Genomic DNA, 12,375 nt, shown 5'->3' with positions numbered 1-12,375 from the left:
TGTATTATATGACTAAATATAATAGAATTCTCTTAAGTTTGTCAATGTAGATAATCATTTATATTGTATCAATTGTTTATTACTCATAGTTACTCTACTATTCATTCTTAACAGCCTTTCAATATATTATGCATTTATTACTAAATAGGAATCTCCTCACAAAAAATACTTTATACAAATTTCTAAATATTACATTATTTGTTATAATTAAATTATTAACAATAAAGGAGCGATTACAATGACAACTTTATTGAATCAAGCTAGAGAAATGTTAACAACTGATGAAAAAATCCTTTTTTATGCAGCATGCTCATTAAATATATTTATATATCATTCCGTCGCAAGGCCAGGACTGTTAATCTTAACGAACAAAAGGCTCTTCTTTTATGGTCCTGACGTAAGCAAAAAACCAATATTTGAAGAGTACTCTTTCGCAAAAATTTCTAATCTAAAAGAACAGAAGCGCCTTTTCAGCAATCAAATTGTATTTATGTATGATACGGAATGGAAAAGAATAAAACATATTCAAACAACTGATGTGAGCTCTTTTGTTCAAAAAATAAAAAATCAACTCCCTAAATAATTATATGATTAGCCCTCTATTTTTTAAATAGAGGGCTTCATTTTAAACATCTTCTCTTTTCCAAAGAGGCCTCACATGAACAATCACTGTACGAATAACTGCTAAAATCGGAACCGATATTAGCAATCCTACAATCCCGGCTACCTCTCCTCCAACTAGTAATGCAAGCATAATAATAACGGGGTGCATACGAAGCGACTTACCAACGATGTAAGGCGATAAAATGTTACTTTCCAAAAATTGCAAAATAGCAATTGTAATCCCCGCCTTAATGAGTAGACTCGTTGATACCGTTGCCGCAATCATCAACGTGGGAATCGCCCCTAAAATAGGACCAAAATATGGGATTATATCCGTTACCCCAATAATAATGCCGAGCAGCAATGGATATTTCATACCGATAAACCAAAAAGAAAGAACAGATACTCCCCCTAATACTAAGCAAACAAATAACTGTCCTCGAATATAACTTCCGAGTGATTTATCAATTTCTTTCGCAAGCATTTGACCCGTACTACGCCACTTACTCGGAACTAGTTTCCAAAAGATATGATAAAACTCACCGTAATCTTTTAATATGTAAAATACAATGAACGGAATCAAGAAAATAATGAGCAATGAATCCAGTACACCACGGGCTGTGCTCATAACTTTATTTAAAAGCGTTTGTATCTTCATTTCTACACCAACGAAAATTTGCTTTACCTTTTCATGAATAAATGATGGGAAATTCGCCGTTTGTTCTGTAACGCCATCCATCCAAGAATCATACATTTTTGTAAACTGCGGAAATTGTTCATTAATTTCTTGTAACTGTTTAATAACAACTGGCGTTCCTTTATAAATCCCATAGCCAATCCCGCCAAAGAACAGGATGTAAATGAGCAAAATAGCGAGTGTGCGCGGCATCCCTTCCTTATGAATTTTTTCAATTAAAGGATGCAATAAATACGCAATAAAACAAGCGATAAGAAACGGTGTAATCGCCACTTTACATACAAAAATAATCGGCGCCCATAGTGGCTTGATCTTTAAGAAAACAAGCAAACAAAGAAATACAAGTAACAATAATCCTAAACGGTATATCCAAATGATTTTAAGATTCTTCACACGAAAAACCTCCTCCACCTTTATTTTGAAAATAAATAGGGTAGGTTATGTGCAAAACTTTTAAAATCTTTTCATACAGACCATACTGTTTTGTAAAGACGTACATATACATAACATAACAAGGACAACCATCCCTGAGAATGCAGCATGAAACAATATAATCAGGAGGACTCATAATGGTTTTATTTATGCTCGTATTATCAGCACTTTTTATGATTCTTGAATGGGTTTGTATCGGATTTGGTATTTGGAAAGGTTTCTTTATTCGTTCCTCACGAAAAGAGAGGGCGAAGCAATTATTTCATTACGGAATGCTTGGTGTTGGGTGTTACGGCCTATCTTATCTCTTCTCTGAAATTGGACTTTTATATTTGCATACGAGCGCATAAAAAAACTCCCTTATCATGAAGGGAGTTTTTTACGTTTATAAATAAGATTTAATCATCTTACGTGCTTTTTTCATATTGCGTTTTGAAAATACATCTTGCTTGCGAGCATATTGATATGCTGCAGCTCCAACACCTAATGCGATTAATGAATTGCGTAGATTCAAAGTAAATCCCCCTTTTCGTTATCCGATCGTTCTTTCGTTCTCATCAAATAAATCATCAAGAGAGCTTAATGAACCATCTTCCTCTACTTGATGCGTATGGATTTTCCCCTTTGAAACCGATAATTCGATATAACAATTCCAGCAATAAAATTGGTTGACACCTATTTTTCCGATGTCTTTCCCTTTGCAATTTGGACAAATAAACATATGGCTTTCATCTCCTTACAGTCTCCCAGATTCTATTCGCCATTATGTCCAAACCGCATTCATTTATACATTGCTGGAGCCTTTCAACGTTATACGTTTGAAAGTTTCACTATATAATTTCACCTCGTTACATGAAATCATACGGTGAAATGTTTTCCACGTCCATTTCCTCGCCATTAACCGTTACCATCTGCACCTCTCCTTGTGATTCTTGCAAACGACCAGCTAAAGTCGTTTGACGCATTGCATCGTCAAGGCGATTTACACCGGATTGAAAAGCCGCTTCCTCCCCACAAATAATAAGGAATTTCTTACTTCTTGTAATGCCCGTGTAAATTAAATTACGACGTAACATACGGTAGTAGCTCTTTACAATCGGCATAATAACTATTGGAAATTCACTACCTTGTGATTTATGAATCGAGCAGCAATATGCATGGGTAATTTGATTTAAATCCGGCTTTGTATACGTTACTTCGATTCCATCAAATGAAACGATAATCATGTCCTGTTGCTCAACATTTTCTTTTGCATAAAACACCGAAACAATTTCTCCAATATCACCATTAAATACTTGGCTTTCCGGCTGATTGACTAATTGAAGTACTTTATCACCTCTTCGATACACAACGTCACCGTAGGCAATTTCTTTACTTTTTTCTTTTTTCGGATTAAACACTTCTTGAAGAGCTTCATTTAACACATTAATACCTGCTGGTCCGCGGTACATAGGTGCCAACACTTGGACATCTCTTGCGCTAAACCCTTTCGTCTTCGCGTTTTCACATACTTTTTTTACAACTTCAACAATTTGAGCCCCTGCACAGCTGATAAATGAACGATCTTTTTTATTTTGCGCTAAATCCGGTGGAAGTGTTCCGTCTTTTATCGCATGGGCAAGCTGAATAACAGACGAACCTTCCGCCTGACGATAAATTTCTGTAAGTTTTACCGTTGGAATGGCTCCTGCATTTAATAAATCTTTTAACACTTGTCCAGGTCCTACAGATGGCAACTGATCTTCATCACCTACAACGATAACTTGAATATTTGTCGGAAGTGACTTGAATAGCTGATTTGCAAGCCAAATATCTACCATCGAAAACTCATCAATAATGAGTAACTTCCCTTGAACTGGATCGGTTTCATTACGCTGGAAAGACCCTTCTGGCGTCCAACCAAGCAGACGATGAATTGTACAAGCAGGGAGCCCGGTAGATTCACTCATTCGCTTCGCTGCTCTTCCTGTTGGAGCCGTTAATAATATTGGAAATGGATTATCATCACTGTATTCATTCGGATTTAATGATACCCCATGCAAGGACGCGTACATTTCAACAATTCCTTTAATAACTGTTGTTTTCCCCGTTCCTGGTCCACCTGTCAATAACATCATCGGCTTATGAAGTGCCGTTTGAATTGCTTCTTGCTGAAACGGTGCATACTGCACCTTCAGCTGTTCTTCAATTTCACCTAATGTTTTTAACATTTCTGCTTCAGGAAATGAAGGGGTTTCCTCTTGATTCATAAGCCTACGAATAGACTTTACAACACCTTTTTCAGAGTAAAATAACGATGCTAAGTACACTCGTTCTTCTTCAATGATGACTTTCCCTTCACTTTGCATCATTTCGACACAGCCTATAATGTCTTCCTCAGTCACTCTACCTTCTTGATTATTTAAAAGTGACATCGTTTCTCTTACAAGTTGATCTTTCCCCATATAAACGTGGCCGAGCTGCAGTGAAACATTCTCTAACGTATAAAAACATCCCGCACGTACACGGTCATCATGATTACCCGATATACCTAACGCACGTCCTATATCATCTGCTCGTCCAAAACCAATCCCGTCCACTTCTTCAATAAGTTGATATGGATTATTACGAATCACTTCTAATGTCATTTCTTTATATTGCTGATAAATTTTAATAGAAAGCTTCGTTCCAAAACCGTAACCATTTAAAAAGCTCATTACTTTCTCTAACCCTTGATGCTCCACAATTGTCTCATATATTTCCTGTGCTTTTTGTTTGTTAACAACACCATTTAACGCATCAGGATCATCCATAATTTTAGAAATGGCATGCTCACCAAGGTGATCTACGATTTTTTCAGCCGTACGCTTTCCAATCCCTTTAAATAAATCGCTCGCTAAATATTGCACCATACCTGCTTTTGTTTGCGGCAATTCTTTCTTAAACGTTTCAACTAAATATTGTTTCCCATACTTCGGGTGGTCTTTAAAATGACCTGTTAATGTAAACACTTCATCTTCATGCATACGGGGAAAATGACCGTTTATCATTACTTTTTTTTCGTCGTATGTTTCATTCGTTTCAATGATTTTCATACTGACAACGGAATAGAGGTTTTCTTCGTTGTGGAAAATGGTATGAAGAACTTGCGCTTTTATAAATTTTTTCTCTTCCTCAAACAAATCCATGGCATGTTGATTTCCCATCTTTCCTCTCCTTCCCGAGTTCTTTTCACCTTAATGAGCAGTACATCCCCCACCTCTTTCACAATCTTTAGATGAGGGGTAACTGCGCATTAAACTATCATTTCACTTTATTCAGCTTCTTGCTCTAATAAACGAATACCATTACCAGCTAAAAAGTGGTCTGGCTGAATTTCAGTTGCTTTCTTAAATAAAGTAAGAGCCTTCTCGTTATTTTCTTCAAATACGTACGCAACACCTAAATTATAATACGCATCTGCATGCTCTTCATCCATTTCTAATACCTTTTCAAAATAAGGTTTTGCCTCTTGAATATGTTCTAGTCGCGCGAAGCAAAGTCCGCATTGGAAAACAGCTTCTACATCGCCTTCATCTAATTCCGTCGCTCTTTGTAAAAACGGTAATGCAAGACGATCATTTCCAAGTTGCACATGTGTAATACCTAACATAAATGTTACATCAGCTGACTGTAAGCCCGATTGCATTGCTTGTTCAAATACAGATTTTGCCTCTGCAAATTGCTCTTGACCGTAATATACGTTTCCTAAGCCATAATAAGCAGCCGCAGATTTATCATCTAACTCTAATGCACGCTTATAAAATAAAATTGCTCGTTCACTATCACCTAATACATCTAATAAATTCGCAAAGTTAATATATCCAAGCGCATCTTTCGGATTTTCTTCGATTGCTTCTGTAAAATTTTTAGCTGCTTCTTCCCAGTTTCCTTCTTGCATATATTGAATACCTGTTTCAAGTTTGTTTGACATGTCCTTCACCTCTACAACAAATTATAACAAAGAATGTATTTTCCAAGCGAACGAAAATTCGCTTTATGTAAAAGAAACCTCTAACCGCTAATCGGCAGAGGCTTCTCGTTTTATCCTAAATAATCTAATTTCTTACCACTATGATATACTTCATCAATTGTAGCGCCGCCTAAGCACTCATCTCCATCATAGAAAACAACTGCTTGGCCTGGCGTAATCGCACGAATTGGCTCATCACAAAGAATACGAACTGTATTTTCATCAACAATTTGAACCGTTACTTTATTATCTGCTTGACGATAGCGGAATTTCGCTGTGCATTTAAATTCTGTTTCTTTTGCTTTGTTACTTACCCATCCTACATTCGTAGCGATAACTTCATCACCATATAGAAGTTCATTATGGAATCCTTGATCAACATATAAAATGTTGTCTTTTAAGTTTTTCCCAACAGCGAACCATGGATCACCGTTACCACCAATACCAAGGCCATGACGTTGTCCAATTGTATAGTACATTAAACCATCATGTTTTCCTTTCACTTCACCAGATAACGTTTGCATCACACCTGGTTGCGCTGGTAAATAGTTACTTAAGAAATCTTTAAAGTTACGCTCGCCAATGAAGCAAATACCAGTACTATCTTTCTTCGCCGCTGTCGCTAAACCAGCTTCTGTCGCCATTTCGCGAATTTGCGGTTTCTTTAATTCACCTAATGGGAACATTGTTTTTGATAATTGCTCTTGGCTTAATTGATTTAAGAAATACGTTTGGTCTTTATTGTCATCAACGCCGCGAAGCATTTTATATTCGCCGTCCATATAAGCAACACGTGCATAATGGCCTGTCGCTACATAATCAGCACCAAGCGCAATTGCATGCTCTAAAAATGCTTTAAATTTAATTTCTTTGTTACACATTACATCTGGGTTTGGTGTACGACCAGCTCGGTACTCATCTAAGAAGTACGTAAATACTTTGTCCCAGTATTGTTTTTCAAAGTTTACTGCATAATACGGAATACCGATTTGGTTACACACTTCAATTACATCATTGTAATCTTCTGTTGCTGTGCAGACACCATTCTCATCTGTATCATCCCAGTTTTTCATAAAAATTCCGATCACATCATAACCTTGCTCTTTTAATAAAAGAGCTGCTACAGATGAATCGACGCCACCGGACATCCCGATGACAACGCGTGTTTCGTGAGGTAGTTTGTTCATCATGTCACCTCCCATGCTAATTTTGTGTTAATCGCTTCACGATTTTCACTGTTTCGTACGCCGCTTTTTCAATTTGCTCTTTCGTATTTCCAAGACCGAAACTAAAGCGTACGGATGAACGTATTTGATCGGAGTCTTTTCCGAACATCGCCACTAATACATGTGATGGATCAATCGAACCAGCTGTACAAGCAGAACCACTTGATACTGCAATGCCAGCTAAATCTAAGTTCACAAGAAATGGTTCAATGTTCATTCCTGTAAAACTGATATTCAACACATGTGGTAAGCGATATTCCAAGTTTCCGTTTACCTCGAAAGTAATGCCTTCATTTTTGAAGACAGATACCATTATATCTTTAAACTCTTCATATTGGGCATTTTTTTGCTCACGAGTTTTTTCAGCTAAAAGAATTGCATGTTGAAGTCCGACAATACTAGGTACATTTTCAGTACCAGCACGGCGTTTTCTTTCTTGCTCTCCGCCTATTAATAACGGTTCAAATTTCAAATTTGCACTAGCGTATAAGAACCCTACGCCTTTTGGCCCGTTAATTTTGTGCGCTGAAATTGATAATAAATCAATCCCAAACTCTTTCACATTTATTTCTACTAAACCGTAAGCTTGTACCGCATCTGTATGGAAATAAGCTTGATGCTCTTTTAGCAGTTTTCCTATTTCCGCAATCGATTGCATCGTCCCTACTTCATTATTCCCAAACATAATAGATACAAGAATTGTCTCTTCTGTTAATGCCTTTTGTATGTCAGAAAGTTGAACACGCCCCGTTTCATCGACAGGTAAATATGTCACTTCAAACCCTTCACGCTCAAGCAATTCACACGTATGCAAAATCGCATGATGTTCAATTTCCGTCGTTATAATGTGGTTACCTTTATGACGGTTTGCGCGTGCTACACCTATAAGCGCTAAATTATCAGCTTCTGTACCACCGCTCGTGAATATAATTTCATTCGGGTTCGCATGGATGCTTTTTGCACACACGCGTCTCGCCTCATCTACTGCATGGCGCGCTTGACGTCCATAAAAGTGAATACTAGACGGGTTTCCGAATGTTTCTGTCATATATGGAATCATCTTTTCGACCACTTCTGGGTGAGTCGGAGATGTCGCAGCATGATCTAAGTAAATGCGTTCCATTAAATCTCCTTCTTTCCAAATCGTTTCACAAGGAATTAAATGTAAAACATATAGCCCCCGTGATTTTCTTCCTCATAACGCACTAAATCTTCTAAAGTTGTACTATCTAACACTTCTTGCACCGCATCTCGAACACGCATCCATAATTGGCGCTGTGCTGGTTCTTCTTCTTCTATCATTTCTACAACACTAATTGGACCCTCTAGTACACGAATTACATCCCCAGCTGTAATGTTAGCCGGTTGATCAGATAATACATATCCGCCATATGCACCACGCGTACTCTTTACAAGACGAGCGTTACGAAGTGGTGAAATTAATTGTTCTAAGTAATGTTCCGATAAGTCATGTGCCTGTGCGATTGATTTTAATGAAATCGGACCTTCACCAAACTTTTTTGCAAGATCGATCATAATTGTTAAGCCGTAGCGGCCTTTTGTTGAAATCTTCATCTATTTTGCACCTCTTTTCAAATTTTCACTTCTATTGGTTATATCTTATTTATAAAAAACACAATTTAAAATCCTATGAAATTATAGCATAATATAGTATTATAAGAAATTTCAACTTGTGTATCAAAATGATAACATAAAATCACATTGAAAAACTCGGAAATTATTACAATTGAAAGAAAAATGAAAATATTCATATTTATCTTTCCCACAAAACAGCATCCTATTTCAAATTCCACTAAAAAAAATGATACGATAGAATGAGATTATATAGTAAGGGAGACGGTAAAAATGAAACAACCACTCGCACATCGAATGCGCCCTACAAATATTCAAGAAATTATTGGACAACAGCATTTAGTTGGTGAAGGAAAGATTTTATGGCGAATGGTCCAAGCAAATCATTTTCAATCTATGATTTTATACGGTCCTCCAGGTACAGGAAAAACATCAATAGCTAGCGCAATTGCGGGAAGTACTGGAACACCGTTTCGCCTATTAAATGCTGTTACCCACAATAAAAAAGATATGGAAGTTGTCGTACAAGAAGCGAAGATGCATCGACACCTCGTTTTAATTTTAGATGAAGTTCACAGGTTAGATAAGGCGAAACAAGACTTTCTATTACCTCATTTAGAAAGTGGACTCCTTACTTTAATCGGTGCAACGACGAGTAATCCATTCCATGCGATAAATTCTGCTATCCGAAGCAGATGTCAAATCTTCGAGTTACACGCACTAACAGAAGATGATATTTTAATTGGTTTAAAACGAGCTCTTGAAGATAAAGAAAAAGGGCTTGGGGAATATGATGTAACTGTTACGGATGAGGCATTACATCACTTTGCAAATGCATCAGGCGGAGATATGCGTTCAGCTTATAATGCACTTGAATTAGCTGTTTTATCTAGCTTTACAACCGACGACAAAGCTGCGGAAATCACGCTAGAAATCGCAGAAGAATGCTTACAAAAAAAGAGTTTCGTTCATGACAAAGGTGGAGATGCTCATTATGACGTATTATCGGCATTTCAAAAATCAGTGCGCGGAAGTGATGTAAATGCAGCACTTCATTATTTAGCACGCCTTATTGAAGCTGGTGATTTACAAAGTATCGGTAGACGCCTTCTTATTATGGCATATGAAGATATCGGACTTGCTAGCCCGCAAGCTGGACCGCGCACACTTGCAGCGATTGAGTCAGCTGAACGAGTTGGATTCCCAGAGGCACGCATACCACTTGCAAATGCCGTTATCGAGCTATGCCTATCACCAAAATCAAATTCAGCTTATAAAGCACTTGATGCTGCATTGCACGATTTACGTAACGGTCAAACAGGTGACATTCCAGGTCATTTAAAAGACAGTCACTATAAAGGCGCTGAATCGTTAGGTCGAGGCATTGGATACTTATATCCACATGACCATCCAAATGGGTGGGTACACCAACAATACTTACCTGATAAAATAAAAAACAAGCAATATTATAAACCGAAAACAACAGGGAAATTTGAGCAAGCACTTTCTACTGTTTATGAAAGATTACAAAGTTCGAATAAAACGAAAAATAAAGGGTAACATAAACGAAAACGTCACCATTACGGAGGCTTCGCTTATGAAAACACGTCAAGATGCATGGACAAGAGAAGACGATCTCCTTTTAGCAGAAACTGTTTTACGACATATTCGTAGCGGCAGTACACAAATCAAAGCATTCGATGAAGTTGGCGATGCTTTGAACCGCACTTCAGCAGCTTGCGGTTTTAGATGGAATGCTGAAGTACGAGCGAATTACGAAGTTGCGGTACAGATTGCAAAAAAACAACGTAAAGAATTAAAACGTTCTGAAGCTAAAATAGAAAAAGAGCAGTTTACACAAACTCGGCAGCTCGTAATCGATGCCGAGTTTTCAGAAAATATCACGCCAAGTCAACAGGAACTTACAATGCAAAATGTCATCTCATTTTTGCAAAACATGGAACATAATAACCCTTCAACCGCAAAGTTGCAAACTGAAAATGAGGTATTACAAGATCAGCTTACTTCCTTACAAAAAACGAATCATGAACTTGAAGCAAAATTAGCGGTACTCACAAAAAAACAACAAGCAATCGAAGAAGATTACGCAATGCTTGTTAGAATTATGGATCGTGCTCGAAAACTTGTTTCGGTTGAAGAACAAGAAGAACAGATTGCTCCCATTTTCAAAACCGATCAAAACGGGAATTTAGATATTATTTATTCTGCAGAGAATTAAAAACAGGGATGTCACTTTTTTGATTAAGTGACATCCTTGTTTGTTTTCGGTGAACCGTATATAGATATATCGGTAAATGAAATTATATCAACGATTTTTCGAATATATCTATCGTAACTTGCAATATATCAACGATTTTTCAAATATATCTATCACAACTTGCAATATATCAACGATTCGACAAAGAATATCGATTTAACGACAAAAATTGACAATAACATTTCTCCCTGTCATACAAGGAAACTCCTAAAATATATTGGATAATTTTTACTGTAATGTCATTATAACCATATCCCTTTGAAGGGATATGGTTGCTATTTCATTAATAATTTTCAAAATAACTCTTGGCCTTCTCGTCCTGACTTTAGCTCTTTTCACCATTAACAGTCTAAAAAATACATCCGCCTATAAATCAGATAAATATGATCATTACTTATTAACCTTACTTACATTTGAACTAGTAGTGATGCAAATATCAATAATTCTTTAAAACATAGAAAAAGCATATATCCGAAATGGATATATGCTTTCCTTTTATTCTTGCCCTACACGCTTCACTTCTACATTTTTAATACGCTCACGTACAACGTGACTTGCCATAATTAAGCCTGCCACAGATGGTACGAATGCATTTGAAGAAGGTGGTAATTTCGCCTTACGAATTTTTGCATTTTCGTCTGGTACGATTTCTTTACGTACTTCTTCACGAATTACGATTGGGTTTTCGTCAGAGAAGACAACTTTTACACCTTTTTTAATACCCTCTTTACGAAGCTTCGTACGAATTACTTTCGCAATCGGATCTGTATGTGTTTTAGAAATGTCCGCAATACGGAAACGAGTTGGGTCCATTTTATTTGCTGCACCCATACATGAGATAATTTTAATTTTACGACGTAAACATTGTTTAATTAAATGGATTTTGAACGTAATCGTATCAGATGCATCCACTACGAAATCTAAATCGTGTTTAAAGAACTCTTCATATGTTTCATCTGTATAAAACATTTCTAATCCAATTACTTCACATTCCGGATTAATGTCTGCAATACGCTCTTTCATTAATTCTACTTTTGAACGCCCTACAGTAGATACTAAAGCGTGAATTTGACGGTTTACGTTTGTAATATCTACAACGTCTTTATCAACTAATACGAGACGTCCTACACCAGAACGCGCTAACGCTTCAGCTGAAAATGATCCTACGCCGCCAATTCCTAAAATACCGACTGTACTATTTTTTAATATTTCAAGTCCTTCTTTACCGAAGGCTAATTCATTACGTGAAAATTGATGTAACATTCAGCTCTACACTCCTATTACAAAAATGGTCTACCATGTATTCTAGCGTTTTTCCGACTATTTGTATAGAAAAAGTTATAGAATTCCTAAAAATACATATTTCAAACAAAAACATAGTATAAACCGGACTTTTATTTCTTCCTACATACACGTTTTAAAAGGAGGATTCAGAGGGCCGAGCAGATCGAGGCGCTGAAGCTAGGAGGAGCGCAGTATAGCTTTACTACTCGAGCACCGGACTGGCGAAGCAACGACGAAATGCGACAGTTATCTAAACCGGACTTTTTAAACT

13 protein-coding genes and 1 other annotated feature (1 of these 14 only partly in view) are annotated in these 12,375 nt (G+C 36.9%); of the genes, 4 read left to right on the top strand and 9 right to left on the bottom strand.

The features are described from left to right. Position 1 (bottom strand) — a binding site (T-box leader); it reaches 218 nt to the left of the window's first position. Between the two features lie 237 nt (positions 2 to 238). Next, on the top strand, positions 239 to 583 hold the full coding sequence (locus tag JDS95_RS21225) for a PH domain-containing protein (RefSeq protein ID WP_000209541.1): 345 nt from the start codon (positions 239 to 241) through the stop codon (positions 581 to 583). Between the two features lie 42 nt (positions 584 to 625). Here the strand turns inward: JDS95_RS21225 and JDS95_RS21220 are convergent, their stop codons facing one another. After that, positions 626 to 1,693, bottom strand: a complete 1,068-nt coding sequence (locus JDS95_RS21220) for an AI-2E family transporter (RefSeq protein ID WP_000793113.1) — start codon at positions 1,691 to 1,693, stop codon at positions 626 to 628. 176 nt (positions 1,694 to 1,869) lie between these two features. Here JDS95_RS21220 and JDS95_RS21215 point away from each other — a divergent pair, with 176 nt between their 5' ends. Further along, positions 1,870 to 2,082, top strand: a complete 213-nt coding sequence (locus JDS95_RS21215) for a hypothetical protein (RefSeq protein ID WP_000242555.1) — start codon at positions 1,870 to 1,872, stop codon at positions 2,080 to 2,082. 35 nt (positions 2,083 to 2,117) lie between these two features. Here JDS95_RS21215 and JDS95_RS21210 read toward each other — a convergent pair whose 3' ends face one another. The 7 genes from JDS95_RS21210 to cymR form a co-directional block, all read right to left on the bottom strand. Next, entirely contained in the window at positions 2,118 to 2,246 is a 129-nt protein-coding gene (locus JDS95_RS21210) for a YrzQ family protein (protein ID WP_001053553.1), read from the bottom strand. 18 nt (positions 2,247 to 2,264) lie between these two features. Next, entirely contained in the window at positions 2,265 to 2,453 is a 189-nt protein-coding gene (locus JDS95_RS21205) for a hypothetical protein (protein WP_000469281.1), read from the bottom strand. Positions 2,454 to 2,580: 127 nt separating this feature from the next. Next, positions 2,581 to 4,917: an SF1B family DNA helicase RecD2 gene (recD2, locus tag JDS95_RS21200; protein ID WP_000528058.1), complete on the bottom strand. Its 2,337-nt coding sequence runs from the start codon at positions 4,915 to 4,917 to the stop codon at positions 2,581 to 2,583. 107 nt (positions 4,918 to 5,024) lie between these two features. After that, positions 5,025 to 5,684, bottom strand: a complete 660-nt coding sequence (locus JDS95_RS21195) for a tetratricopeptide repeat protein (protein ID WP_199690773.1) — start codon at positions 5,682 to 5,684, stop codon at positions 5,025 to 5,027. A gap of 110 nt (positions 5,685 to 5,794) precedes the next feature. After that, a complete protein-coding gene (gene mnmA / locus JDS95_RS21190; RefSeq protein WP_001038014.1) occupies positions 5,795 to 6,910 on the bottom strand; it encodes a tRNA 2-thiouridine(34) synthase MnmA in 1,116 nt (371 codons plus the stop codon). 16 nt (positions 6,911 to 6,926) lie between these two features. Further along, positions 6,927 to 8,072 (bottom strand): cysteine desulfurase family protein, encoded by a 1,146-nt coding sequence (locus JDS95_RS21185; protein ID WP_000439899.1) that lies wholly within the window; start codon positions 8,070 to 8,072, stop codon positions 6,927 to 6,929. A 35-nt stretch (positions 8,073 to 8,107) separates the two neighbouring features. Beyond that, a complete protein-coding gene (gene cymR, locus JDS95_RS21180; protein WP_000704116.1) occupies positions 8,108 to 8,524 on the bottom strand; it encodes a cysteine metabolism transcriptional regulator CymR in 417 nt (138 codons plus the stop codon). A gap of 291 nt (positions 8,525 to 8,815) precedes the next feature. On the opposite strand from cymR, the gene JDS95_RS21175 reads away from it, so the two are divergent. Both JDS95_RS21175 and JDS95_RS21170 read left to right on the top strand, forming a co-directional pair. Then, on the top strand, positions 8,816 to 10,102 hold the full coding sequence (locus JDS95_RS21175; RefSeq protein WP_000812923.1) for a replication-associated recombination protein A: 1,287 nt from the start codon (positions 8,816 to 8,818) through the stop codon (positions 10,100 to 10,102). Between the two features lie 37 nt (positions 10,103 to 10,139). Continuing rightward, the gene (locus JDS95_RS21170; RefSeq protein WP_199690772.1) at positions 10,140 to 10,781 is read left to right on the top strand and encodes an RsfA family transcriptional regulator; all 642 of its coding nucleotides are present in this window, start codon (positions 10,140 to 10,142) and stop codon (positions 10,779 to 10,781) included. A gap of 534 nt (positions 10,782 to 11,315) precedes the next feature. On the opposite strand, the gene JDS95_RS21165 is transcribed toward JDS95_RS21170, so the two are convergent. Beyond that, positions 11,316 to 12,083, bottom strand: a complete 768-nt coding sequence (locus JDS95_RS21165; protein ID WP_199690771.1) for a tRNA threonylcarbamoyladenosine dehydratase — start codon at positions 12,081 to 12,083, stop codon at positions 11,316 to 11,318. Between the last annotated feature and the right edge of the window lie 292 nt (positions 12,084 to 12,375).

This window comes from Bacillus cereus group sp. N24 (assembly GCF_016483345.1).
In the GTDB taxonomy this organism is placed as follows: Bacteria; Bacillota; Bacilli; order Bacillales; family Bacillaceae_G; genus Bacillus_A; species Bacillus_A toyonensis.
This window is presented reverse-complemented; position numbering and strand designations above follow the sequence as displayed.

Excerpts from the sequence above, each read along its gene's own strand:
- JDS95_RS21170 (WP_199690772.1), top strand. The coding sequence starts at position 10,140 with ATGAAAACACGTCAAGATGCATGGACAAGAGAAGACGATCTCCTTTTA.
- cymR (WP_000704116.1), bottom strand. The coding sequence starts at position 8,524 with ATGAAGATTTCAACAAAAGGCCGCTACGGCTTAACAATTATGATCGAT.
- JDS95_RS21175 (WP_000812923.1), top strand. The coding sequence starts at position 8,816 with ATGAAACAACCACTCGCACATCGAATGCGCCCTACAAATATTCAAGAA.
- JDS95_RS21205 (WP_000469281.1), bottom strand. The coding sequence starts at position 2,453 with ATGTTTATTTGTCCAAATTGCAAAGGGAAAGACATCGGAAAAATAGGT.
- JDS95_RS21195 (WP_199690773.1), bottom strand. The coding sequence starts at position 5,684 with ATGTCAAACAAACTTGAAACAGGTATTCAATATATGCAAGAAGGAAAC.
- JDS95_RS21225 (WP_000209541.1), top strand. The coding sequence starts at position 239 with ATGACAACTTTATTGAATCAAGCTAGAGAAATGTTAACAACTGATGAA.
- recD2 (WP_000528058.1), bottom strand. The coding sequence starts at position 4,917 with ATGGGAAATCAACATGCCATGGATTTGTTTGAGGAAGAGAAAAAATTT.
- mnmA (WP_001038014.1), bottom strand. The coding sequence starts at position 6,910 with ATGAACAAACTACCTCACGAAACACGCGTTGTCATCGGGATGTCCGGT.
- JDS95_RS21165 (WP_199690771.1), bottom strand. The coding sequence starts at position 12,083 with ATGTTACATCAATTTTCACGTAATGAATTAGCCTTCGGTAAAGAAGGA.
- JDS95_RS21185 (WP_000439899.1), bottom strand. The coding sequence starts at position 8,072 with ATGGAACGCATTTACTTAGATCATGCTGCGACATCTCCGACTCACCCA.
- JDS95_RS21215 (WP_000242555.1), top strand. The coding sequence starts at position 1,870 with ATGGTTTTATTTATGCTCGTATTATCAGCACTTTTTATGATTCTTGAA.